General features: G+C 55.0%; 26 protein-coding genes and 1 pseudogene. 10 read left to right on the top strand and 17 right to left on the bottom strand.

Annotation, left to right across the window (positions count from 1 at the left end):
- Window positions 1-366: 366 nt before the first annotated feature.
- The 5 genes and pseudogenes from A8990_RS15135 to A8990_RS15120 all read right to left on the bottom strand — a co-directional run bounded on the left by A8990_RS15135 (window position 367) and on the right by A8990_RS15120 (window position 3,509).
- Window positions 367-1,233, bottom strand: a complete 867-nt coding sequence (locus tag A8990_RS15135) for a peptidoglycan-binding domain-containing protein (protein WP_181909593.1) — start codon at window positions 1,231-1,233, stop codon at window positions 367-369.
- Window positions 1,234-1,345: 112 nt separating this feature from the next.
- Window positions 1,346-1,495, bottom strand: a complete 150-nt coding sequence (locus tag A8990_RS32145; RefSeq protein ID WP_245996037.1) for a hypothetical protein — start codon at window positions 1,493-1,495, stop codon at window positions 1,346-1,348.
- A 36-nt stretch (window positions 1,496-1,531) separates the two neighbouring features.
- Window positions 1,532-1,893, bottom strand: a pseudogene (locus tag A8990_RS15130) (flavodoxin domain-containing protein); the annotation flags it as partial.
- A 155-nt stretch (window positions 1,894-2,048) separates the two neighbouring features.
- Entirely contained in the window at window positions 2,049-2,837 is a 789-nt protein-coding gene (locus A8990_RS15125) for an alpha/beta fold hydrolase (RefSeq protein WP_116189868.1), read from the bottom strand.
- A gap of 96 nt (window positions 2,838-2,933) precedes the next feature.
- Entirely contained in the window at window positions 2,934-3,509 is a 576-nt protein-coding gene (locus A8990_RS15120; protein ID WP_245996035.1) for a GNAT family N-acetyltransferase, read from the bottom strand.
- Between the two features lie 191 nt (window positions 3,510-3,700).
- On the opposite strand from A8990_RS15120, the gene A8990_RS15115 reads away from it, so the two are divergent.
- Genes A8990_RS15115 through A8990_RS15105 form a run of 3 tightly spaced genes read left to right on the top strand, consistent with a single transcriptional unit; the run spans window position 3,701 to window position 5,679 of the window.
- Complete coding sequence (locus A8990_RS15115) at window positions 3,701-4,432, top strand: suppressor of fused domain protein (RefSeq protein WP_116189867.1); 732 nt, start codon at window positions 3,701-3,703, stop codon at window positions 4,430-4,432.
- 22 nt (window positions 4,433-4,454) lie between these two features.
- Window positions 4,455-5,189, top strand: a complete 735-nt coding sequence (locus A8990_RS15110) for a siderophore-interacting protein (protein ID WP_116189866.1) — start codon at window positions 4,455-4,457, stop codon at window positions 5,187-5,189.
- A 19-nt stretch (window positions 5,190-5,208) separates the two neighbouring features.
- The gene (locus tag A8990_RS15105) at window positions 5,209-5,679 is read left to right on the top strand and encodes a VOC family protein (protein WP_116189865.1); all 471 of its coding nucleotides are present in this window, start codon (window positions 5,209-5,211) and stop codon (window positions 5,677-5,679) included.
- Here the strand turns inward: A8990_RS15105 and A8990_RS15100 are convergent.
- The 4 genes from A8990_RS15100 to A8990_RS15085 form a co-directional block, all read right to left on the bottom strand.
- Entirely contained in the window at window positions 5,672-6,370 is a 699-nt protein-coding gene (locus A8990_RS15100; RefSeq protein WP_181909592.1) for a M50 family metallopeptidase, read from the bottom strand. The two genes, A8990_RS15105 and A8990_RS15100, sit on opposite strands and share 8 nt — an antisense overlap.
- A 201-nt stretch (window positions 6,371-6,571) precedes the next feature.
- Window positions 6,572-7,780: a glycosyltransferase family 4 protein gene (locus tag A8990_RS15095; RefSeq protein ID WP_116189863.1), complete on the bottom strand. Its 1,209-nt coding sequence runs from the start codon at window positions 7,778-7,780 to the stop codon at window positions 6,572-6,574.
- Window positions 7,770-8,777 carry a lysylphosphatidylglycerol synthase domain-containing protein gene (locus tag A8990_RS15090; RefSeq protein ID WP_116189862.1) on the bottom strand — a complete coding sequence of 336 codons (1,008 nt, stop codon included), beginning with the start codon at window positions 8,775-8,777 and terminating at the stop codon, window positions 7,770-7,772. The genes A8990_RS15095 and A8990_RS15090 overlap by 11 nt, the downstream gene beginning before the upstream one ends.
- A 198-nt stretch (window positions 8,778-8,975) precedes the next feature.
- Window positions 8,976-9,356: a hypothetical protein gene (locus A8990_RS15085; protein ID WP_116189861.1), complete on the bottom strand. Its 381-nt coding sequence runs from the start codon at window positions 9,354-9,356 to the stop codon at window positions 8,976-8,978.
- A 250-nt stretch (window positions 9,357-9,606) separates the two neighbouring features.
- On the opposite strand from A8990_RS15085, the gene A8990_RS15080 reads away from it, so the two are divergent.
- Window positions 9,607-10,941: an amino acid permease gene (locus A8990_RS15080; protein ID WP_116189860.1), complete on the top strand. Its 1,335-nt coding sequence runs from the start codon at window positions 9,607-9,609 to the stop codon at window positions 10,939-10,941.
- A gap of 66 nt (window positions 10,942-11,007) precedes the next feature.
- Here A8990_RS15080 and A8990_RS15075 read toward each other — a convergent pair whose 3' ends face one another.
- Entirely contained in the window at window positions 11,008-12,087 is a 1,080-nt protein-coding gene (locus A8990_RS15075) for a branched-chain amino acid aminotransferase (RefSeq protein WP_425463908.1), read from the bottom strand.
- A 122-nt stretch (window positions 12,088-12,209) separates the two neighbouring features.
- Here A8990_RS15075 and A8990_RS15070 point away from each other — a divergent pair, with 122 nt between their 5' ends.
- Window positions 12,210-13,097 (top strand): LysR family transcriptional regulator, encoded by an 888-nt coding sequence (locus A8990_RS15070; protein ID WP_116189858.1) that lies wholly within the window; start codon window positions 12,210-12,212, stop codon window positions 13,095-13,097.
- Between the two features lie 209 nt (window positions 13,098-13,306).
- Here the strand turns inward: A8990_RS15070 and A8990_RS15065 are convergent, their stop codons facing one another.
- From A8990_RS15065 to A8990_RS15055, 3 genes are read right to left on the bottom strand one after another with little or no spacing between them, the layout of a single operon-like run.
- Window positions 13,307-14,233, bottom strand: a complete 927-nt coding sequence (locus A8990_RS15065) for a D-2-hydroxyacid dehydrogenase (protein WP_116189857.1) — start codon at window positions 14,231-14,233, stop codon at window positions 13,307-13,309.
- Window positions 14,234-14,253: 20 nt separating this feature from the next.
- On the bottom strand, window positions 14,254-14,988 hold the full coding sequence (locus A8990_RS15060; protein WP_116189856.1) for a glucosamine-6-phosphate deaminase: 735 nt from the start codon (window positions 14,986-14,988) through the stop codon (window positions 14,254-14,256).
- Between the two features lie 55 nt (window positions 14,989-15,043).
- On the bottom strand, window positions 15,044-16,048 hold the full coding sequence (locus A8990_RS15055; protein WP_116189855.1) for an asparaginase: 1,005 nt from the start codon (window positions 16,046-16,048) through the stop codon (window positions 15,044-15,046).
- Between the two features lie 214 nt (window positions 16,049-16,262).
- Between A8990_RS15055 and A8990_RS15050 the strand changes: the two genes are divergently transcribed.
- From A8990_RS15050 to A8990_RS15040, 3 genes are all read left to right on the top strand, one after another.
- Window positions 16,263-16,667: a hypothetical protein gene (locus A8990_RS15050; RefSeq protein ID WP_116189854.1), complete on the top strand. Its 405-nt coding sequence runs from the start codon at window positions 16,263-16,265 to the stop codon at window positions 16,665-16,667.
- 47 nt (window positions 16,668-16,714) lie between these two features.
- Window positions 16,715-17,005 (top strand): transporter, encoded by a 291-nt coding sequence (locus A8990_RS15045; protein WP_116189853.1) that lies wholly within the window; start codon window positions 16,715-16,717, stop codon window positions 17,003-17,005.
- Between the two features lie 186 nt (window positions 17,006-17,191).
- Entirely contained in the window at window positions 17,192-17,416 is a 225-nt protein-coding gene (locus A8990_RS15040; RefSeq protein ID WP_116189852.1) for a hypothetical protein, read from the top strand.
- Here the strand turns inward: A8990_RS15040 and A8990_RS15035 are convergent.
- A complete protein-coding gene (locus tag A8990_RS15035) occupies window positions 17,408-18,040 on the bottom strand; it encodes a hypothetical protein (RefSeq protein ID WP_116189851.1) in 633 nt (210 codons plus the stop codon). The genes A8990_RS15040 and A8990_RS15035 overlap by 9 nt on opposite strands.
- A 69-nt stretch (window positions 18,041-18,109) precedes the next feature.
- Here A8990_RS15035 and A8990_RS15030 point away from each other — a divergent pair, with 69 nt between their 5' ends.
- Window positions 18,110-19,339: a GGDEF domain-containing protein gene (locus A8990_RS15030; protein ID WP_116189850.1), complete on the top strand. Its 1,230-nt coding sequence runs from the start codon at window positions 18,110-18,112 to the stop codon at window positions 19,337-19,339.
- Between the two features lie 37 nt (window positions 19,340-19,376).
- Here the strand turns inward: A8990_RS15030 and A8990_RS15025 are convergent, their stop codons facing one another.
- The 3 genes from A8990_RS15025 to A8990_RS15015 form a co-directional block, all read right to left on the bottom strand.
- A complete protein-coding gene (locus A8990_RS15025; protein ID WP_181909595.1) occupies window positions 19,377-19,811 on the bottom strand; it encodes a hypothetical protein in 435 nt (144 codons plus the stop codon).
- 13 nt (window positions 19,812-19,824) lie between these two features.
- Entirely contained in the window at window positions 19,825-20,175 is a 351-nt protein-coding gene (locus tag A8990_RS15020; protein WP_116189848.1) for an ASCH domain-containing protein, read from the bottom strand.
- A gap of 89 nt (window positions 20,176-20,264) precedes the next feature.
- Entirely contained in the window at window positions 20,265-21,152 is an 888-nt protein-coding gene (locus A8990_RS15015; RefSeq protein ID WP_116189847.1) for an AraC family transcriptional regulator, read from the bottom strand.
- Window positions 21,153-21,518: 366 nt separating this feature from the next.
- On the opposite strand from A8990_RS15015, the gene A8990_RS15010 reads away from it, so the two are divergent.
- Window positions 21,519-22,148: a DUF975 family protein gene (locus A8990_RS15010; RefSeq protein WP_116189846.1), complete on the top strand. Its 630-nt coding sequence runs from the start codon at window positions 21,519-21,521 to the stop codon at window positions 22,146-22,148.
- Window positions 22,149-22,263: the final 115 nt, after the last annotated feature.

The raw sequence follows: 22,263 nt of genomic DNA, 5'->3' as shown, positions 1-22,263 counted from the left end.
GGACGCCCTCGCTGAGGAGAACCACTGATCGCGTGTAGGATGGTGCCGATCGGCAGATGGGATAAAATAGCTGTATATTTTGCTTCGGCCTCAAATTCCAGTAAATCCTCGAAGGAAAACAGCTCTTCTTGTTGAATAGAGTACATAGGAGTGCTCCTTTCTTTTCTCAGTTATTTGGTGTGGTAACCATAACTTCGAGAACTTGGGGAGGCACTCCTTTTTTGCATGCTAAAAAGCCTTTAAATTCCAAGGGGTTATTCATTATGAAATTGACTCTTTATCCAATATAGGCATCCACATACTCATCATCAATTCTACAAAATGAGAACCAGGCCATAACCGGCCTGGTTCTCGCGCTTCCATATCTTAACGTCCTGTGCCCTCGGCATTGTCCGGTGCAGGCGCGTTGTTACCCTCTCCGTTGCCGCTATTGTTGCCACTGCTGTTGCCGCCGGCATTGTTTCCGCCTTTCGACTTACCTCCGCCGCCTTGGTTATTCTCCATACCGCCGCCTTGGCCGCCTTGGCCACCTTTGCCGCCTCCGCCTTGGTTCTCTTCCATACCTCCGCCTTGGTTCTCTTCCATACCGCCGCCTTGGCCGCCTTTGCCGCCTCCGCCTTGGTTCTCTTCCATACCGCCGCCTTGGCCGCCCTTGCCGCCTCCGCCTTGGTTCTCTTCCATACCGCCGCCTTGGCCGCCCTTGCCGCCTCCGCCTTGGTTCTCTTCCATACCGCCGCCTTGGCCACCGCCAGCTCCGCCGCCAAAGCCTCCGCCTTGACCGGCTCCCGCTCCGCCGCCGGCGCCGCCTTTACCACCGCGGCCGCCACCAGCGCCCTTGCCGCGTCCGATGCCTTTCGCTTGTCCGAAATTCTTAGCTCGCATTTTCGCTTTCGCGCCGGACTTCTTGCTTTCATATGCGTAAACCATCGATTTCATCGTGCGCTTGTCAACGTTGCCTGTTACCGGCAGGCCATGTGTCTTCTGATAATACTTCACGCCGCGGACAGTTTGCGCATTGTAGACGCCATTGATCGGACCCGCGTAACTGCCAAGCGACTTCAACATTCCTTGAATCACATACACATCCGGCCCACGCGCGCCTTTACCGATCGCTGAGCCAACATCCGGCAAGCTCACCATAACGGTAAGCGAGAGTACAACGATTCCTAGCCACTTGAGAGCCGATGCAAGTGGATTCTTTCTCGGCCCTTGAGCGCGGTAATTCTCCTCCATACAGTAAGCACCTTCCTTGATTGGATATTAGTCGTCATTTGCTAACGCCATTACTATACCCAACAATGATTTTCCATTATGCTCACTGAAATCGGTTGCTTATCACTCTAAATTATTCCAATTTCGCCCCTCGCAAAAGGTCGGTGAGATGAGGAGGCTCCATCCGTTCTTGCTCTTGCTCCATCTCCTCCAAAACGTCAGCCAGATCGGCTGGATCGGCCATTTCTTTACGCGATATGTAGATCTGATACAGCACTCTCATAGCTAGAGCGTCCTCCCTTCCTGCGCGAACCAAGATGGCGAACTGCGGCCCGAACTGCTTGCACACCACTCGCTCATCACCGCTCGGACCGAATTCAATCTTCAATCCGTCCTGTACGACATCGGCTCCGATTCAGAATCGCAGGAACCGAATACGGCAGCCTTCACGCCGGACAGCTGCAGCTGATCCATTTCCTCATAGAAGCTGGGAAACTCATCTGGCAATTCCCCGTCTCCCCACGTATATGCGCCTAGAACGACTCCGTCATAATCAGCCAGCGACGCCGCGGAAGCATCCATCACCATCTGCACGGTCAACGTTCCTCCGGCCTCGCGAATCCCTTCTCCAATCAGATCTGCCATATCTTCTGTATTGCCAGTCATGCTGGCATAGATCATCAGTATGTTTGCCGCCACCGCAATCACTCCCTATTCCGTTCTCATGATCCATAGGGCAGCAGCAACCCGCTATAACGACAAAAAGCCGCAGATTCTCCCAAGGGAACCTGCAGCTCTTATCATCCGACACCATACGCACCTTGATGATGACTGTTCTATTGCTCGCCAATAAACTTGATCAACAGCTGGTTAAGTTTATCCTTCTCCTCGATAAAAGCGCCATGACCGCTGAATTCGAATGGTACAAACTGCGAATTCGGGATCAGCTCATGCGTCTTCTCTCCCTGGCTGAACGGCACGATTTTATCATGCGTACCGTGGATGATAAGGGTCGGCACATGGATGGAGCTCAGATCGTTGCGTACACTCTCATCCCGCAGCGTCGCCATAATTGCCGCCGTCGAATAGCCTGCCGCGACAAGGCCGAGCTGGGAGAACCATTCGATCATTGGACCCGTCTGGTACTGGAAGAAGAACATATCCGTGACGTTGCTAAGCATCTTAGGCCGATCGTTCAAAGATTCGGTAATGAACATATTCGCTATATCCTTCGGCACACTGTCAGGCGCAGCAGCGTCGATGAGCACAAGCTTGCAGACGCCGTAACCTTGATGACGCGACATGTACCGGATGGAGATCGCGCCTCCCGTGGAATGCCCCACGAGGATGAAATCCTTCAGCTGCAGCGCATCTACAACTGCCCGGACATCATCTGCCAGCCGGTCAAAGCCGTAGCCGTTGTACGGACGGTCCGACTCGCCGTACCCACGCCAGTCTAAGCCAACACAGCGAAAGCCGACCCCAGGCAGCACATTGTATTGGTACTCGTACTGATTATGGTTGAGCGGCCAGCCATGAATAAATAGAATCGTCTTTGTGCCTTCTGGATTAATGTCCTCTACGTATATATTGACGTTTTTCTCTACTTTTACGAAAAATCCCATGCCCGCAATCTCCTCCGCAAGTGGTATCACACTAGGATACTCGCCTATGCGCCCAGAGGTGCAGCACTTTGCCGCGTTAACATGAACTTATTGATGTTACTTCAGGCGTTTATAGACAGCCTTGATGAAGCCTCCGAACACCTCGTGGCTGAACGTGAAGCCGCGGCTCAAGTAGAAATCGAGCGCCGCTTCGTTGCCGTTGGAGATATAGATCATGATCAGATCGACATCTTCAAAGCTCTCCAGCCACTCCATCGCCATGCCGAACAGCTTCGAGCCGAGCCCCATGCCTTTGTAAGCTTCGCGCACGTACAGGTTGCTGACACAGCCCATTACTGGAGGCAGCTCGTCCCCGTTCGGGTAGAAGCCTTGCACCTCTTGCCCTTCTTGGACAGGCGCCCAGGCTGGAATCGCATCTTCGCCCTGCTTAACTGTCTCAACCGTTGAGAATATGTAGCCGACAGGGACGCCGTCGTCCTTCACGACGATGACTTGGCTGCGAAGCGCGCTGTCATAACTCCGCTTCATCCGCGTGTCGAAATTCATCCTATCGAACACTTCCGGGGCGATAATCGCCTGCGACTTCTGGAAAGCCATCAGCTCGTTGCACAGGTCTCTGCACTGTTCGATCTGACCCTCCTGCACCACTTCAAACGTTAAACTTGATTTCAATCGACTCACCTCGACTTTAAGCGTATATAGACCGTGGCAGAAAACGGATGGTTCATGCTGACTGCTGCTTCAATTACTACTCTGACTCCCTTGTCTCCTTTATGAATGATATCCTACTCGCAGGAAATTGTAATATTTCGCCGAACTACTCCCCTATATCGATTTCTCACTCTACTTCCAGGAGGTTTATCATGAGCAATCAAGAGCGATCCCCTTCCGGGCAGCCCGTCTACCGTCACGAAGCCAAGGAACGCGAGCACGTTCCCGCATACGGGGATGAGGACACGATCGACCGAATCACCAAGCATGTCGAGAACCATATTGGACCTGTTCAGACTGTGTTTCATGAGCTCGTATCCGACCTCGTCCACATCGATGTCCTCGTTGTCGCGCCTACGAAGGAACGCAACTTCTACACGCTCGTCACTTGCGGAATGAGCGATCAGCCGATGACCGTACCGCCGGGAGCCGAGGCTTACCGCTATGCGGAACTGATGATTAGCCTTCCTCCCGATTGGGAAGTCTCTGAGAAAGGGTTTCGCAAGGAGGAGAGCTACTGGCCAATACGCAGCTTGAAGACGCTCGCACGTATGCCGCATGAATATAATACTTGGCTGTACGCTATGCACACCATTCCGAATGGTAACCCAGTCGAGCCCTTTGCTGCCAACACTAAGCTTACTGGAATGATGCTGTATGTACCTGCTACGGTCCAAGCGATAAACGAATTCTTCGTATTACCTGTATCGCCCGAGAAAGAAGTCCGCTTCTTCAATCTGATTCCGCTCTACAGCGAGGAAATGGATTACAAGCTCAAGCATGGCGCCGATGCCTTGCTCGATAAACTCTCGAAAATCGGCGTTACCGATATTATAAATATTGCACGGAAGAATAGCTGCAAGAAATGGCTTGGCTTATTTTGAGCGTGAAGGGGTTGTTCTACTAATGGGCTTCATTCAAAATATGGCCAAGCGGTTCTCACATGAAGCGGTTATCGTGCAAAAGCGTCAAATCGCCGATCACACCTATCATATCTCAATGCGGCTGAAGGACGATGCGAAGGAATTTGCTTATACGCCTGGCGAGTTTCTGCGCGTCCTTGTTGGTCTCGATCAAGACGCCAAATTTATGGATATGATTCGCACCTATTCCGTCTGGAATTATGACGCGAAGTCGCGGGTCATCGATATGGCTGTCAGCACCTTCTCGAATGGAGCTGGAGCGAGCTGGGCTGAACGCGTGAATGCCGGAGACTCTATCTACTATTCAGGCCCGAAAGGGCGATTTACGGTTAGCGGCGATAACGACACTAGCGACTACTACATTCTAGTCGGCGATATATCCGCTCTGGCGCATCTGTATGAAATCCGGCGGCATCTGCCCGCGCAGAAGCAGGTGCACAGCTTCATCTACGCCGATAGCGAGAAGGACTTCTTCGCAGATCTCGACGGCACTACGCCGCTCTCCTTCTGCAGGCTGCCTATGAATCCGAGCCAACAGCTCATGGAACAGCTGAACCCGATTATCCAGCAGGCGAAGGGCAAAGGAATGGTCTATGTCGGCGGCGATGGCAGACTATGCGTAGAGTTGAATAAATATTTTAGGAAAGAGCATGGGTGGGAAGCCGGGCAGATCAAGACAAAGCCGTTCTGGATGCCGGGCAAGAAAGGCTTGGAGTAAAGAAATGGAGGTGCGATGAATGATCCACAACCGATCCGTACCGGTCGATACGATTTTGCCACACCTATTCTATGAGGATGTCGCCGCTGCATTATCGTGGCTGACAACCTCCTTTGGCCTCACCGAGCATTTCCGCTTCGAGCTCCCGGACGGCAGCCTGCACGGGGCGCTCATGTACCGCGGCAACGCTTGGGTGATGCTCAAGAGTCCAGGCAGATCTGCCACTAGCCCCGCGAAGCTAGGCGGTCAGTCGCAGTCGGTCATGCTGTTCATCGACGATCTTGAGGCACATTACCAGACGGCGCGAGCTGCGCAGGCGATGATCATTGAGCCCCTCGGCGTCACGGAATATGGAGAGCAGCAGTACGTCGCGGAAGATCCGGAAGGGCATCAATGGATCTTTGCGAAGCATGTGCGCGACGTTCATCCCGAGTCGTGGGGAGCGAAACTGGCAGCCAGCGAAGCCAATGGTGAAAGCAAGGCTACATAGGCGGCGTTGCAACTCGTGCGGAACCGCGCCCAAGACCTTTCTTTTTGCGCAGCACAGTCCTCACGCTGAGATAGCCGAGCAAGCTCGCTTGGAGCATGAAGAAGATGCCCCAGAAACCGGCGGGCAGTCCGGTCTTGTTCGCCAAGCCCGCCGCATCTCCGGCACCGGCAGGCGTATGCAGGCTGAGCCACAGTATCGTATAGCTGCTCGATACCGACTCTGCCAGCACGAAGGCGAATAGGCCGATCGACAGCGCAGAGACCCAATTGCCTTTGCGCCACAACGCGAAGACAAGCAGCGCGATGAAGATCAGCAGCCATACGACGCCGAACAGGTTGCGCACCCAGAGCAGTACGTTGACTGCGGCCAGAATAGCGAAAAACCACAGTGTCACTGTATGCTTCCCTCTGGCGCAGAGGAGCGAGAGGCCATAGGCTGCAAGCGAGGAGCCGACATAGCCGGCCGCGCTAGTCACCATCGAAGCCAGATACGAGGAAGACATCGTATAGGTGACGCCCTCCGTATTCGCGAAGAGGCGAATTTGCAGCACCTTGCCCTGCAGAATGAGCGACACGATCGCATGCGACGACTCGTGGATGAGCGTGTTCGCGATGCGGAAGAACGGTCCGATAATCGGAATATGAATCACGATAAACGCGAGTGCGAAATAGCCGATATACTTCCAGTTCATAAGGCAGCAGCCCCCTAACGAATGCGAAGAAACTTCTTCTTTCATTGTAGCACAGGACTCATGATAGCACAGGACTCGCGCCTTCTTCCCATATCTCGGGGCAAATAAAGAGCCGTGCAGCCAAGAGGCTGCACGGCTTATTCGTTATCTTGTTATCGTATGATAGCCTTTGTTTTTAGCTTTAGCTTTAGCGTCAACGCATTAAGACCTCGTCTTGCCAACCGCCGTCTCTCCGGCACGGGCGCGTCTCCATCTCGTCGCCGGACGTGCGCATACCCGCCCAACGTACTGATCGAACAGACCTGCCAGCACATCGTGCTGGAACATCGTCTTCGCCCGCTTGTAGCCGCTTCTCACCAGCTGCTCACGCAGTGCGGAGTCCCGGGCAAGACGGATAATCATGTCCGCAATGGCGGCAGGCGAATGCGGGTCGACGACCATCCCGGTCTCCCCGTCGAGCACGGCTTCCACCGCGCCGCCGGAGCGGCCTGCAATGACGGGCACGCCTGCGGACGCGGCTTCCAAATAAACGATGCCGAACCCTTCCGCATCGCCTTTCTCCAGCTCCCGGCATGCCATAATAAACTGGTCCGCCAAGTTGAAGTAGTCATTGAGCAGCTCGCCGCCAGTGACGCTGCCGATGAAACGAACCGCATCCTCAACGCCAAGCGAGCGGGCGAGCGCCTCCAGACGCTCACGATCCGGACCGTCGCCGACGATGACATACACCGCATTCGGGATTTGCTCCAGAATCGCAGGCATCGCCTCGATCGTCTTATCATTTCCTTTGCGCGTCACGAGTCGCCCTACCGATAGAATGACGTACTTGCCTTCCAAGCCGTGCTGCTTCACGAGCTCCTTGTTTACCGCTTTTTTCTCATAGATCTTCTCCACGCCCGGGTTGACGATACCGATCCGATCGGGATGAACACCGTATTGCCGCACCAGCCGCTTCGTATATTCGCTGTTTGTCAGTATGCCATCCGCTTTGCGGAGAATGAGCTTCACGATTTGGTTGAGCACAATAAACCGGCGGAACATCAGCATATCCATGCCGTGCGTGGAAACGACGTACCGCCTTCCGGTAGTCACGCGCAGCAGCAGTCCGATGAAGCCGATCAGCACATAACCGTAGATCGTAACATCCGGGTCCTCGCTTCGCATCGTCCGCCACACTTGGCGAAACAACCTGCCCCAGCTCGTTACGTCCACTTGTTCGTCACGCATGAAAGCTCCCCGGACAACCGAGAACGGCTGTCCTTTGTCGAATTCCGCACACCCTTCATATTCCGGCGCTATGACAGTCATGCTGTGCTTCGTATGCTTCGAGAGGTTGAAGTAATAATTTTGCATGCCGCCGATACCAGGAGGGAAAACACCTGTAACGAGAACGATTTTTCTACGTTTCATAGACCTTCACCTTTCTCTTCAGGTAACTAAGGGATTGAATGACTGCCCAGAAAGCCACTTCCGCCATAATGTTCCACAGACGCGCAATTACCGAAATATGCAGTGCTGTATCAGCCCCAAGCCTTAGCGACAGAAAATAAACAAGAAACCCTTCGCGGACGCCGAGCCCGCCCGGGAGCGGACTGAACAAGCCTAGCAGCCAGGACGTCGCAAACGTCCCTGCCGCATAGAACAGGCCGATATGCTCGCCGCTGAAGCTGCTCGTAAGCATCCAGAAGGCGATGCCCATAACGAAATGGCTGCCGAGAAAGCAGGCCAAATAGCCGAAGAATTGATTGCGTGTCAACAAGGCCTTCGCACCGCTAAGGCTACCATCGCCAAACGGCTTCGAGAACTTCCTGATTGCCCGCTGCAGCAGCTTCCAGTTCGAAGCGCGCAGGAATAGGCTGCCCGTCCACGCGGTAATACGCGGATAATAGAAGTAAATCAAGGCGCCAAGGGCCAGAACGCCAATGACGACGAGCTGCGGCGGCGTACCTAAAGTGATCGCAAGCATCAGCGCATAGACTAGCGCGGCCGAGACAAGGAGGATGTTCTCATAAATAATAGCGGAGAACTGCACGTTGAGCGGTACACCGGCGCGCGATGCGAGCACGATGCGTCCTGCGTAATTCCAGAAGCCCCCCGGGATGTACTTTGCAAACTGCGAGTTAATAAAGATTTGCAGTCCGGGCAGCAAGCGCAGCTTGACGCCGCCTTCGCCCGAGTGCCGGCCTTCTCTGCCGACGGCATTCACGATAAGGACCCAGATGCCTGCCTGCAGCATCAGGAAGAGCGCAAACAGCGCCATCGATGCGTAGAACTCCAAGTTCGCCTTCAGTAGAAACGATGTAATATCCGATAGCTTGAGCGGAATATTCCGCACGATGAAGAAGACGATGACCGCCAAGAATACGGCCTTAAGCACAGCTGGCGCCAATCTTCGCAGCACCGCCACTGGAGGTTCACTTCCTTTCCTATCGGTAGAAGCCATCTCTTAATTGTAAGCGGCAATTGTAAAGCTTTATGCCGTCGTTCTTAATGTTATTATTAAGATTGTGTGACCCCAGTGATCGGTTTACACCTCATATCGTACAAAGAGAAAGCCGGGAACCCCTACCCAAGTAGGATCTTTCCCGGCTTTTTTGCATAATCTTTACAAAGCTCCGGCATCCCGGACAATCTGTTCCGCCTGCTCGTAGCTTCCCTCGTTCACAATGGCTACCAACATAACATCGTAGCCGCTCACCCGATTCTCCGGCCCGCCTGAGCTGTAGCCGCTCGCGCTTACGCTCGAAGCCGCCAGGATGCCGGCGTCCGGTCCGTCGAAATCGCCGCCCAGCGTCAAATAGCCAAGGCCGGGAAAGTCCCCGGTCATCGTCGCGCCAAGCGTATCAAGACTTTGGATGCCAGTGCCCGCGATGCCGTCGATCCGTTCGACTGTATAATCAACCAGCTCCAGCGACTGCAGCTGGTCCAGCGCTTTCTTCGCCTCATCCGGCGTGCGGAAGTATGCGAAAATCGTTCTTTCTGACATAGAGAGCTCCCTCCAATAGCGAATGATGGTACACAGGGTAAAAGCTCCCAGTAGTGTACGCCCCGCTTACAGGAACTATTCGCTTAAGCGGCAGCAGCCTGATAGCGCCCTGATAGCGCTCATCACGTTCGGACATACTGACAACGGTTGGAATATCGCCAGCGGAACTAGAGACTTGAGACTACAGAACACCGGACGGCCAGCGGGCAGCCCCCGAATGGTGCTGGCTTACTAGAGGGGAGCGCTTCATATGCATGAAAAAGGATTAACGTGGTGGCAGCTGGCACTAATCGGCATCGGCTCCATCATTGGAGCCGGCTTCTTCCTCGGCACAGGGCTGTCGATCCGAATCGCCGGACCTTCGGTACTCATCGGCTACGTCATCGCCGGGGTCGCGACGTTCATCGTCTTCGCTTCGCTTGCGCAGATGACGGCGAATGACCCGCAGTCCGGCTCGTTCCGCGCCTACGCCAGAATTGCATTCGGACGCTCCGCGGGCTTCCTGTCCGGCTGGGTATACTGGCTGTCCGGCGTCCTCATCATGTCCAGCGAGATCGTCGCCCTATCAACGTTCACGGAGTATTGGTTCCCGAACGTACCGCTCGGTGTATTCGCCATCGCTTATGCAGCGCTCGGCTTCGGCATCAACTTCCTTGGCGTCCGCAACTTCAGCCAAGTGGAATCTGCCTTCGCAATCGTCAAGCTGGCGATTCTGGTCGGCTTCATTCTATTCGGTGCGCTCTTCATCTTCGGCGCTATCCATCCCACCGCTGCCTCCGCTGCAGCTTCGCCAGGCGTGCATACCTGGTTCCCGCACGGCGTGAAAGGGCTCTGGTCCGCGATGGTGATCATCTTCTTCTCCTTCGGCGGTATTGAGGTTGTCGGCGTTACCGCTTCGGAGCTGAAGCGCAAAGAGGATATCGTAAAAACCGGAACCGTGCTGCTCGTCTCTCTCGTGCTCGTCTATGTACTAGCGCTGTACCTCGTACTGCGCATGGCAGGCTGGCGCGGACTAAACGAAGAGACAAGCCCGTTCGTCACGGCGCTGTCGGCCTTCTCCATTCCCTATATGGATTCGATCTTCAATCTCGTCATTATCAGCGCGGCCTTCTCGACCATGGTCGGCGCGCTCTTCTCGATCAGCCGCATCATCGTCTCCCTCGCCGAAGACGGCGATGCGCCTCGCGGGCTTGCCGCGCTCAATCGAAGAGGCGTCGCGTGGAAGTCGCTGCTTCTAACCGCGGCCGCCTTAGCCGTATCCATCGGCTGCTCCTACGTGCTGCCGAACACGATGTACGAGTACGTTACAACGTCCGCGGGCGTCATGCTGATCTTGAACTGGATTCTCATTCTGGCTTCCTACTTGAAGCTGCAAGGCCGCAGCGACGAACAGTCCAAGAAGCCTACCCGCCGCCGCACAATCGCCAGTCCAGCCGCAGCTTATGTCGGCATCGCGCTTATTCTGATCGCCATCTCCGGCGCACTGCTGCATGGCAATGAACGTGTCGGGCTCGGCATAAGCGCGGCGCTCATCATCATCGTAGCGCTTGCCTCTCGCTTGGTCGCTGCGAAACACAGGCACTAAAAACGTCAAACGCGGGCTGTTTCAGCCCGCGTTTGTCTGGATTGCTCTATTAATCGCTCCATAACCCTATACTAATGCTGCTTGTACATCCACTGCTTTAACCCAGCCGAAAGTATCTTCCACCGTTCCATACTGAATGCCCGTCAGCGCATCATACAACCGTTTCGCCAACTCTCCTGTGCGGCTTTCGCCAATAATCAATCGCTCCCCTTGCCAGCATAGCTCACCAATCGGAGACACGACTGCCGCCGTTCCGGTACCGAATGCTTCCTCCAAGCGACCCTCTCGCCCAGCCTCGTAGAGCTCTTCGATCGAAATCGTCCGCTCTTCCACCGCAATGCCCCAGCTCGCAAGGAGCTGGATGATGGAGCTGCGCGTAATCCCTGCAAGAATACTGCCGGATAAGGCAGGCGTGCACACTTTGCCATCGATGCGGAAGAACACATTCATGCTGCCGACTTCCTCAATAAATCGATGCTGCGCCGAATCGAGCCACATGACTTGCGTGTAACCCGCTTCCTTCGCCGTTTGTTGGGACATGAACGTGGCCGCGTAGTTGCCTGCTGTCTTGGCTTCGCCCACTCCGCCGACGGAAGCCCGAACATGCTCCGATTCAACGAAGATCCGAACCGGATTGATGCCCTCAGGGTAATACGCGCCTACCGGGGACATGATGATGATGAACTGGTACTGCTCGGACGGCGCAACGCCCAGCACCGGCTGCGTCGCAAAGACGAACGGCCGAATATAGAGCGACGTGCCCGGCTCCGAAGGAATCCATTTCGCGTCCACCTCGATTAATTTCTCTAGTGCAGCAAGGACCTGGTCGCTGTCCAATTGTGGAACGCTCATGCGCACATTCGACCGGTTCATCCTCGCGATATTCGCTTCCGGACGGAACAGGCGGATACGGCTATCGCCGCCGCGGTATGCTTTTAACCCTTCGAAGATCGTCTGCCCGTAATGAAATACTTTGGCCGCCGGGTCCAGCGTAATCGGCTGATAAGGAACGATGCGAGCATCGTGCCAGCCCTTCGTAACATCGTAATCAAGCATGAACATATGGTCGGTAAAATACTGCCCGAACCCCAGCTTTTCCTGCGCCGGCTTCACCTTCAAATTCGTACTCCGTTCAATGTGTATCATGCCGTTCACTTCTCCTCACGGTTATATTTTTATTGCATACTACCACCGCGAGGGGTATATATAAAATATCTATAAGATCGTTCACCCATACCTTGAAGGTATGCAGATGGAGGTAGAAACAAATGGATATTCGGCAGCTCAAATACTTCCTGACCATCGCGCAGGAGAAGCAAATTACGCGGGCGGCCAAGCTGCTTCATATGGAGCAGCCGCCCCTGAGCCGCCAGCTGATGCTGATGGAGGAGGAGCTTGGCGCGAAGCTGTTTGAACGGGGGTACAAGGAGCTGACGCTCACCGCGGCGGGCGAGCTGCTGAAGGTTAAGGCGGAGGCGCTGCTGCTGCAGCTGGACGAGACCGTGAACGAAGTGAAGGAACTCGAAGCAGGCGTACGCGGAACGCTCTCGATCGGCGCGGTCGTATCGTGCGTGTCCATCCTGCCGAAGCCGATCGGGCAGTTCAGAGCGAGGTACCCGGATGTGACGTACAAAATCGCAGAGGGTGACCATTTCTCGCTCGGGGAGATGCTGACCAACCGTGCGATTGAGCTCGTCGTGTCTCGGCTTCCCTTCGAATCGGACATCCTGCCGACACGGCTTGCAGTACATCAGCTGCCGTCCGACCCTTACGTGGCGCTCATGCCCGCCGCGTGGGCGCCCGCTTCCAGCGATCAAGCCATTAGCATCGAGGAGCTGGCGCAGTTCGACTTCCTCACCTTGAAGACGGACAAGACGATCCGCATGCACGAGCGCGTCGTTCAAACCTTCATGAGCAAAGGGCATGAGCCGAAAATCATCGGCGAGTGCTCAAGCGTCGCCATCATCATGTCGCTTGTCGCGGCGGGGATCGGCGTCACCGTGTTCCCGAAGTCCGTTATCGCTTCGTTCCCATCGGAGCAAGTGACCGTGCTTGAGCTGCGCGACGCGCATTTCGAGTCAGACGTCGGCATCGTGTGGCTGTTGGATCAGAAGCTGTCGCGGCGGGCGGAGCATTTTATTGCTTGCTTTGAATGAAAGAAAGAGCGGGCTCGTGTACAGGTACAAGAGTCCGCTCAATATGTTCTCGACCATCACTAGCCAGCCGTTACCGTGAAACATGATACCCGCGAGTGGCAACCTTTAGATGGTGGAGATGCGTTCCCCTACCAAAGAAGAGTCCATCATTCCAGCTACATCCGCGCAGGCTCTCATGTTCCAAACGGATGAGATAAGGTGAGCCTTTATCAGTACTGCTTCGAATAATCCACCAGGTTGCGCATCCTGCCCGGCTCGCCTGCCAAGTAGTGCTGCAGGTTCGAGATGAACAGCTTCACGAGCCGCTCCGCATTCCGAACGGTATGACCGCCGGAGTTGTGCGGCGTCAGGATCACGTTCGGCAATGCCCAGAGCGGGTGGTCGCTCGGCAGCGGCTCCTGCTCGAACACATCGAGACCAGCTCCCGCGATGACACCTTGCTGGAGCGCCACTACAAGATCCTCGGTCCGCACCGTACCGCCGCGGCCGACGTTGATAAAGTACGCGCCACGCTTCATCGCGGCGAACCGCTCGGCGTGGAACAGATGCGCGGTCTCCGTCGTCAGCGGCAGTATGTTGACGACGTAGTCCGCCTCCCGCAGCGCTTCATCGATGCGCGCGGTCTCGTACACCGCGTCGGCTTCCGGCATCGAACCGCCGGAGCGCCGTACCGCGATGACGCGCATATCGAATGCGCGTGCCAGCCGCGCGACCTCGCGGCCGATTTCGCCTGCACCGACGATCGCGACGGTGCCGCCGTTCATCTCAGCCAGCGTATGCGGACTGTCCCATACGCGGCTCCCTTGATTGCGCACGGCCGCTGCGATGCCGCGCGAAAGGCCAAGCATCATCGCGAGCGCGGTCTCCGACACGCTCCGCGCATGAACGCCGCTGGCATCCGTGAGCAGGATGCCGCGCGCCGCGAGCTGCTCGAGCGGCAGCTTATCGATGCCGGACGACCAGCTCTGCACTTTCGCATCCCAGCCGAATATGATCTCCGCTTCCGCGTAAATCCCATCATCGCTGTCGCCGCCAGGCTGCCCGAACACGATGTCCGCATCCGGCGCGGCGAGCCGTATCGCCGCCTGCTGCCCTTCCGTCAAACCATCCAAACCTAACAGCTTTACACCGCTCATCGTTCTATCGCCTCCTTCACTTACAAAGCCAACCGCTTCGCGGAGCCTTCATCCAATATAACCGTCACATTCGGATGGAGCTGCAGCAGCGACGCCGGAACGCGCGTCGTCACTGGTCCTTGGAACGCCTCCGCGACAATATCCGCTTTGTTCGCGCCTGCCGCGACAAGCACGATGGAGCGCGACTTCATAACCGCCTCGAGTCCAATCGTAATCGTGCGGCTTGGCACCTCTTCCGGCGTGCTGAAGTGTACGGAGCCGGAGGGGCGGTTCTGCTCATAGATATCCGCAACGTAAGTGGTCACGGGAATGGAATCCGCCGGCTCGATGAAGGCGATGTGCCCGTTCAAACCAAGGCCCATCAGCTGCCAGTCGACGAATTGCAGGTCGCGCAGCACTTGGTCGAACCGCTTGCATTCCTGCTCCAAATCCGCCGCCGAACCGTCCGGAATATGAGCAGCGCCTCGCTTCGTGCGCAGATGCTGGAATAGATGCTCCTGCATGAACGTGTAATAGCTCTCCGGATGATCAGGCGCGATGCCGATCAGCTCGTCTGGATTGACGAAGGTCGCCCCCGCAAAATCCAGCTCCCCCGCTTCCTCTCTGCGAATCCACTCCTGAAAAATGCCGTACTTAATCGGCGACGAGCCTGTCGTCATGCCGAGCACGGAGTCCGGCTTCTGCTTCAACTGCTCCTCCAGCAAATCTGCAATTCGTGCTGCGATCTGATCAGTCGTCATCACTTCAAATTTCATCGTTCATGACCACTCCCTCACGTATTATCGCTTACACCTTCACCTGAACCTGAACCTATACTTGCTGCAAACGGAATACCGCTTTATTAGCGCCCACGATACGATTGTTATCGTTAATAACCTTCTGCGTCGCGAGCTCGAGCATGCTGTCGATCGTCTCCTGCTTACGGTAGCCGATCTGCTGCAGAATGCTCGCTACAATAAGCGGCCACTCTTCCTCGGAGCCGTCGCTCACCTTGAGGGCGAAGCCGAGACGCTCTTCCTTGAGGCCGAAGCAATACACGCCCTTCGCCCCGCCCTTCGCAACAATGTTCGAGTCGCGCAGCAGCGTGGAGCAGATCTGGTTCGTGCCGCCGATCATCTGCGGCGCCGCATTCATCGCTTCCGACAAGCGCTGAGCCGCTGCACGCAGGTTAATATCTTCAATAAGATCCGGGCAGGCGAGCTTCAAGTACGCTGTCGCGATATTTTTCAGCGGCAGCGCGAATACCGGTACGCCGCAGCCGTCCACGCCGAGCTGAATATCTTCAGCAGGGTAGTCCGCGAGCGCAGCCACCGTCTGCAAAATCTCCTGCTGTGCCGGGTGCTCCTTCTCCCAATATTCGTCCGTGCCTGCACCTAACATTTTGCAAAGTGCCATAATGCCAAAATGCTTACCCGAGCAGTTGTGGTAAATGCGCCGCTTCGGATTGTCGTCCTTGAACAAGCTGTCGCGCTCTGCCGGATTCAACGGATACGTTGGCAAACAGACGAGGTTGTCCTCTACGAGGCCGATCTTGCGCGATAACGACTCCAGCGCCTCGATATGAAACGACTCGCCGCGGTGCGATGCCGCCATGAGCGCCAGCTCCGCATCGGTCAGCCCATACTGCTCCTGTACGCCGCGCGCAACGGCAGGCAGCGCCTGCAGCGGCTTCGCCGACGAGCGAAGGAAGGTCGGAAGCTCGACATCGCCTACCGCATACAACACTTCCCCTTTATCATTCACACCGCAAATCCGGCCGCGATGCACATTTTCCACGATTTCGCCTCTGTATTCTTCCACTAACACGTCTGACATTTTCATTCCCCACTCCCAACGCCTTAGGTGATTTTCCAAGCTATTCTATCATTCTAGCATGATGTGTGCTTCGATAACGATAGCCCGAAACTACCGGGATATACCCCAGTAAAATATTACCACACTATGCCTGTCTGCGGACCGGAATCTCCGTAACGCCCTGCTAGGCTTCTGCATAGAATGCTCCATGATTATAAACGGAGGTATCTGAGCTATGAACTCGCAAGCTTCGGCAAATCAAGAAAATAAGCCGCACCATGAGCATAAATCGAACAATGCGCCAAAATCGCAGCACGAGCATAAAACCGAGCACCACCACCACCACCATGGCCACAAGCCTATTTGGCAGTGCGACGCGAAGGTTCATCGTACGATGATGGCTGTCAAAGACCATCTTCATCAGCTGTGCGCAGACCATGTACACCGGCTGGTGAAAGTGGAAACCTGCGACGGCGACGTGTTCGAGGGACATATCGTATCGTGCCACCGCGGCGTTCTGTTCATCTGTCTGTCGAACGAGGGCTGCGACCGCGCGTTCTTCCCAGGCGGACCGCCGGTTTATTACAACAACGTGCTGCCGCTCGTCCTGTTCAACCTTCTTGCTATTTCGCTGCTGTAAGCAGCCATCAATGACCACCTTGTCAGATTAATAAGGAGTGAAACGATATGGCATTTACACCGCCGTTTGGACCGCAAGGCTCACAACAAGCGCCAGCTGGGCCACCGCCTTCACAAGTTCCGATCAAACCGCTCACGTCGACGTTCGCAGTTGATCCGGGAGCGATCTCCCGCTGCATGTTCCGTTATACGTACATTTGGCCGCGCAACGGCGCAGGCTTCTGGTTCTATCCGGTGTTCGTTGGCCGGACTTCGGTATCGGGCTTCCGCTGGAACGGCTTCTTCTGGATGTTCTCCGGCTTCGATCTGTCCCGGATCGACGCATTTACTTGCGTATAACATGTACCTGTAATCACCTAAAAGCGAAAAAACCTGTATGCCTGCTGCGGTTCAGCCGGGTGTACAGGTTTTTTGCGCGCTTGCGGTAAGGTGCGAAAATGGTGTGAATATGGTGGGAATCGGACAAGAACGCCTGCCATACACTTTCAAAGTAAGACATGTTCGTTACAGGAGGCCGATGAGCCCATGACCACCAACAGCCAAAATTTCATCGTCGTCGTTATTCCGCTGTCCGAGATCAAGAAGTTCGTCCTGATCGATATTATCGGAGGCACTGCGCTCTACTATATGATCAGACTGCCGATGCATTCCGTCATGGCTGGCATGATTGGCAGCATGATCGGACCGTTCATTGTCCGCAGATCGCTTCGAGGCAAAGCCCCCCGCAAAGTGCGCACGCTCTTATTCTAGCGCCACCGATCGATTCATGTGAGCTGCCGCTTGCAAAATCGCAATCGCCGCACGTTCCCGCCGCTCGACGTCCCCGCTCCGCATCGCCTCTTTCAGGATCGCAATCGCCTCCGAGATCGTCTCGTCGTCGATCCCGTTCACAACAGCAGCAGCCGTCGCCAGCTTCGCAAGCAAGCGATCGAGCTGCTCGCGGATCAGCGGACGATGGAACTGGCCGAGCTCCCCGTCCTGCTGGAGGAAAGCGGCAAGCTCCGGATGAAGCTGCTCCTCCGCCACCTGCTGCAGCCAAGTGACGCCCCGCCGATGGGCGCTGTCCTCTTCTGCGTTATCGCATTCCACGACATAATAATAATCGCCAATATCCCCCAAATACGTACGCTCGCCATCCGTAACGAGGATATGATCGCCATCCTGCATGACTTGCGTGAATAGAATATGCATAGCTAATTGCTGCTCTAATTGTACCTCCGGATATACCGCTGCCAGCTTCGCAGCCAGCTCGTGGTAAGGGATTGCGCTCAGATCGCCAAGGCCTTGCCTGCCGAAGCGAATGTAATGATTTTCAACAAATTCCGGCAATCCGTGCTTGCCTTCTGCCTGAACCTTCAAGCGAAACAGCTGCATTCTCATACTCCTCTGCTACAAGCTTTTATACACAGCTTACATGCTAATGCTATAATAGAGTAGTGCTGGGTGGAAATTGAAAAAATTACGCAAGCTGGTGACTTCATGGCTCTCTTGTTCGATATGAAAACGATTACGACTGCTCTTGGTATTGGCTATTTGTTATCCTTGCTGGTTATTGCAGCATATTGGCGGGATAAGCAGAAGATGAATCATGTCAAAACTCTGTTCCTAACGTCGAAATTCATGCAGACCGCGGGATGGTTCTTAGCGGTTTTTCGCGGTGATATTTCGGACTTGCTGTCGATTTCGGTCGCGAATACGTTCATGCTTTTGGGCTTGGCGCTGGAAGTTATCGCATTGCTGCGCATCCAATATGCGCCTAACCCGCCCCTCGTGAAGCTCTACCTTCTCATTACCGCGCTATGTATCGCTAGCTTCCAATATGTATACCTGTTTGATAATGAGGAGCATGTGCGGATTGCCGTCTCTTCGATCGCGATGGCCGTTCTCCTGCTCCCTGTCTGCCGGGTCACGCTCGACAAAGGAGCCAGCACTTTGATGCGCCTCAGCGGCAGCTTTTATATGCTGATGCTGGTGATTTCTGCATACAGAGGAGTTTCCGCCAGGCATGCGACAAGCTGGACAAGCCTGTATCATCCAAGCACGTACCAGCTCATCTCTATCTTGACGATCTACATGGCTCTTCTTCTCAGCAGCACCTGCTTTGTCTTACTGCTCAAGGAGAAAGCGAGCCGTGAGCTCGTGCGCTTGGCCAGTTACGACGACCTGACCGACACGTTCAACCGCAGAACATTCACCGTTTACGCGGAAGCAGCTCTCGATCAGGCGGCGAAGCAGAGAACGCCGGTCTCTTATCTCCTGTTCGACATCGACCAGTTCAAACAAATTAACGATACGCACGGGCATCACGCGGGCGACCTTGTGCTGCAGAACTTAGTCGAACAAATCAAGCCGTATCTCGGCAAAGATGATCTGTTCGTCCGTTATGGCGGCGACGAGTTCGGGATTATGCTGCCGGGTCATAACGAGGCGGAGTCCGACGAGCTGGTTTCGGCCATCATGCAGACGGTCCGCCAATCAGCGCCCCTTGTCGCGATTCCGCTCACCTATACGATTAGTGTAGGTGTCATCACCGTCGTGCCGAGCCCGCGGACGCGGCTTGAGCACCTATACACCAGCTGCGACAAAGCACTATACCGCGCCAAACGAAACGGGCGCAACGGCATGTCGCGCAGCTACTTGCACGTCGAACAGAAGGCCGAGTTTCTCGTATGAGAAGCCCGGCCTTCATGCATTTACATCATCTCTTCTGCTACCACAAAGTCGGCTTCATCACCATAAATGCAAGCATGATAAGCAGAAGCGCCAGATAGATATAGACAGCGCGGTTCAGCAGCCGGATGATCCGTTCCTTATCCTGTCCCGGTTCTTCAAACTTGCGGATTTTCGGCGAGAATGCTCTTGCCAGAAAAAGCAGCGAGCCGACCAGAATCGCAATCGTCATGATTATCCACGACGTTGACCATGTCCACGAGCCGACGATGACGAGCAATATCCCGGTTATGACAAGCAGATGCCCTGCGTGCTTCGCAAGACGAATGGCGGAACGAAACGTGTTCAGATAGGCGTGCTGCTCCAGCACCTCCGCGCTGCGAAGCTTCTTGATAACCGGTATGAACACAAAGAAAGGGCCTATCGACATGATGACGCTTAGAATATGAATGTACAGCAGCAGCGAGTACCACATGCTCACCTAGCGACTACTCCTGCGCAGGGCGAAATTCATGCGCCCACACCTGCATATGCGGCAACCATGGCATTCCTTTGTGATAGGATAGAATCGCTTGTTTGTACTCCTCCACGTTCTCAAACCCTTCGCTGCGCGCATGCTCATCTGTTAGTTCGCCAAGCGTCTGCGCATATACCTTCTCCACGACGAAGCGGTGACCTTCCAGCTCCATGACTTCGCCGACATCGGCATAGCGCCCATTGCGGCGCTGCGAAGTTTTCGTACCTGCAATGACCTTCTCTACGTCCGGCTTCATCGTAACCAATCGCTCGATCGAGCAGGTTTTAGGCGGCAGCTCTGGCTGCGTATCGTTATTCGACATTGTTATTTCCCCTCCATCTCAAGCAATCTCATTACTTTAGCATAAATAGATTGCCTAATCGAATGGAGTCGTATACGAGGGTACGAGTATTAATCCTCCTGCCGCCGCTTAACCGGAATCCAGATCTCGCTGCGAAACGTCGGCGAGGTCGTATCCTTATCCGCATTCCATAATATCTCCGGTCCTTGCACCTGCTCGTAGTTCGAGGATGGGAACCACTCGGAATAGATGCGGCCCCACACATCTTGAAGCGCACTTGGAAAATGCCCCACTGCCTCGAACACCGCCCATGTCGTCGCTTCCACCTCAAGCGCGGTCAGCTGGTCCGGACACGGATGTGTCGTCGCCGCGCCGATATAGTGGTCGAGCCCTCCCTGCTCCTGCATCCGTCCTTCGGAGAAGTTAGTGGACGCGCTAATAATACCGCTAGGATCCGTATTGGACAGGTCCTTCATCGTCTGAATCGTAGCGGCGTCCAGGCTCTGCCACATCGCCGCGATCTCCGGATTGACTCCATTAAACACAATCGGCACTCTCCGCATCATGCCTACGATGCGGAATGCTTCTTTCTCTACAATGCGATACTGCATTTCGCTGCCTCCTCGAATCGTTAATTGGAAGGTCACCGGCGAATAAGCCTTGAGCGCATGACCGCCCGCTCTCGCCTCCGAAGGCGAGATGCCATGCATCGTCTGGAACGCGCGCGCGAAAGAGTCTGGCGAGCTGTAGCCGTACTTGATCGCGATGTCGATCACCTTCGCGCTGCTTCCTTCCAGCTCGAATGCGGCAAGCGTCAGCCGTCTGCGGCGAATGTACTCGGACAAGGGCACGCCCGCAAGGAACGAGAACATCCGCTGAAAATGATACTCCGAGCAGAGCGCCAGCCGCGCCGCTTCCTTCACGTCAAGCTCCTCCGCCGCCGACAAATGCGCCTCGATGTACGCCAGCGCGCTGTTCATGCTTTTGAGCGAATCCATTTCGTCATGACCTCCTTAACTAGAGAATAGCAGCGATTCAGATGGTGGACCCGACAATCTGCGATCGGATTTTATGGGGTTCCATATAGCGTTTCAATAGATGGCAGCTGCTCCGCTTTGGCATGGATCGTATGCAGCTCCAAACGCCTCGGGTTTGCTCTCGGCACCCCGTTATCGCTAGCCCAAAAACTGAGCCAGATCATATTCGACCTGTGCCTGACTCACGACTGTATTCGCCCCTTCTTGAAACGCATGCTCCCTCGTTAACGTATCTTATTTTACCAATAAACCTCTCGACAAGCTCATATCAGGACAACCACAGCCATACAATGAACCAAAACCTTTTGTGCCAGGAGGAACTTATTCATGCTCACTCGTCCGCAAATTCGCGCGCAAGCAAGGCGAAGCTTAGCCGGGAACTGGAAGCCCGCTGTCCTTCACTTCCTGCTCTTCATCGTGATCAGCAGCCTGATCAACACGGTCACGCAAAACATCCAATACATCGGCTGGTGGATCGGCATCCTGCTCGAAGCGCCGCTCGGATACGGGATTTATAATCATTACTTGGACTTTGCCCGCGGGCAAGTTCCGGATGCCAATGGTCTGTTCCGCGGCTTCCGGCGGTACAAGGAGACGTTCATCCTCTACATTCTGTCGATGATCTTCACCGTGCTCTGGACGCTCTTGTTCATTATTCCGGGCATCATCGCCGCTCTTCGGTATTCGCAGGCACAGTACCTGCTCAGAGACAATCCGAATATGTCGCCGCTTGAGGCCATTAGCCAAAGCAAACAAATGATGATCGGACATAAATGGCGGCTGTTCGTGCTATACCTGTCCTTCATCGGCTGGGCGCTGCTCTGTATCCTGACGCTTGGCATCGGCTTCCTCTGGCTTGGACCGTATTACTATACGACCATCGCGCATTTCTACGAGGAACTGCGTACGCAAGGCACGACCAATAACAACAACAACGACAACGGTTACCTCCGCTAAGCAGCTGTATTAAATAACTGGATTTTTCCATCTATTCCACTCCCGATCTGCTTGCTACAAGCAATAGCTCCTCAACAAACAAAGAGCACTAGCGTTCATCACGCTGTGCTCTTTG

Source organism: Paenibacillus taihuensis (assembly GCF_003386535.1).
GTDB lineage: Bacteria > Bacillota > Bacilli > Paenibacillales > Paenibacillaceae > Paenibacillus_Z > Paenibacillus_Z taihuensis.
This window is presented reverse-complemented; position numbering and strand designations above follow the sequence as displayed.

Bases quoted from the DNA above. Each gene is read 5' to 3' on its own strand.
- A8990_RS32145 (WP_245996037.1), bottom strand. From the start codon at position 1,495: ATGAGAGTGCTGTATCAGATCTACATATCGCGTAAAGAAATGGCCGAT.
- A8990_RS15095 (WP_116189863.1), bottom strand. From the start codon at position 7,780: ATGAAACGTAGAAAAATCGTTCTCGTTACAGGTGTTTTCCCTCCTGGT.
- A8990_RS15035 (WP_116189851.1), bottom strand. From the start codon at position 18,040: ATGCAGCTGTTTCGCTTGAAGGTTCAGGCAGAAGGCAAGCACGGATTG.
- A8990_RS15125 (WP_116189868.1), bottom strand. From the start codon at position 2,837: ATGGGATTTTTCGTAAAAGTAGAGAAAAACGTCAATATATACGTAGAG.
- A8990_RS15105 (WP_116189865.1), top strand. From the start codon at position 5,209: ATGATCCACAACCGATCCGTACCGGTCGATACGATTTTGCCACACCTA.
- A8990_RS15045 (WP_116189853.1), top strand. From the start codon at position 16,715: ATGGCATTTACACCGCCGTTTGGACCGCAAGGCTCACAACAAGCGCCA.
- A8990_RS15080 (WP_116189860.1), top strand. From the start codon at position 9,607: ATGCATGAAAAAGGATTAACGTGGTGGCAGCTGGCACTAATCGGCATC.
- A8990_RS15085 (WP_116189861.1), bottom strand. From the start codon at position 9,356: ATGTCAGAAAGAACGATTTTCGCATACTTCCGCACGCCGGATGAGGCG.
- A8990_RS15115 (WP_116189867.1), top strand. From the start codon at position 3,701: ATGAGCAATCAAGAGCGATCCCCTTCCGGGCAGCCCGTCTACCGTCAC.
- A8990_RS15075 (WP_425463908.1), bottom strand. From the start codon at position 12,087: ATGATACACATTGAACGGAGTACGAATTTGAAGGTGAAGCCGGCGCAG.
- A8990_RS15060 (WP_116189856.1), bottom strand. From the start codon at position 14,988: ATGAAATTTGAAGTGATGACGACTGATCAGATCGCAGCACGAATTGCA.
- A8990_RS15025 (WP_181909595.1), bottom strand. From the start codon at position 19,811: ATGTGGTACTCGCTGCTGCTGTACATTCATATTCTAAGCGTCATCATG.
- A8990_RS15015 (WP_116189847.1), bottom strand. From the start codon at position 21,152: ATGGATTCGCTCAAAAGCATGAACAGCGCGCTGGCGTACATCGAGGCG.
- A8990_RS15050 (WP_116189854.1), top strand. From the start codon at position 16,263: ATGAACTCGCAAGCTTCGGCAAATCAAGAAAATAAGCCGCACCATGAG.
- A8990_RS15070 (WP_116189858.1), top strand. From the start codon at position 12,210: ATGGATATTCGGCAGCTCAAATACTTCCTGACCATCGCGCAGGAGAAG.
- A8990_RS15100 (WP_181909592.1), bottom strand. From the start codon at position 6,370: ATGAACTGGAAGTATATCGGCTATTTCGCACTCGCGTTTATCGTGATT.
- A8990_RS15020 (WP_116189848.1), bottom strand. From the start codon at position 20,175: ATGTCGAATAACGATACGCAGCCAGAGCTGCCGCCTAAAACCTGCTCG.
- A8990_RS15135 (WP_181909593.1), bottom strand. From the start codon at position 1,233: ATGGAGGAGAATTACCGCGCTCAAGGGCCGAGAAAGAATCCACTTGCA.
- A8990_RS15040 (WP_116189852.1), top strand. From the start codon at position 17,192: ATGACCACCAACAGCCAAAATTTCATCGTCGTCGTTATTCCGCTGTCC.
- A8990_RS15055 (WP_116189855.1), bottom strand. From the start codon at position 16,048: ATGTCAGACGTGTTAGTGGAAGAATACAGAGGCGAAATCGTGGAAAAT.
- A8990_RS15010 (WP_116189846.1), top strand. From the start codon at position 21,519: ATGCTCACTCGTCCGCAAATTCGCGCGCAAGCAAGGCGAAGCTTAGCC.
- A8990_RS15065 (WP_116189857.1), bottom strand. From the start codon at position 14,233: ATGAGCGGTGTAAAGCTGTTAGGTTTGGATGGTTTGACGGAAGGGCAG.
- A8990_RS15110 (WP_116189866.1), top strand. From the start codon at position 4,455: ATGGGCTTCATTCAAAATATGGCCAAGCGGTTCTCACATGAAGCGGTT.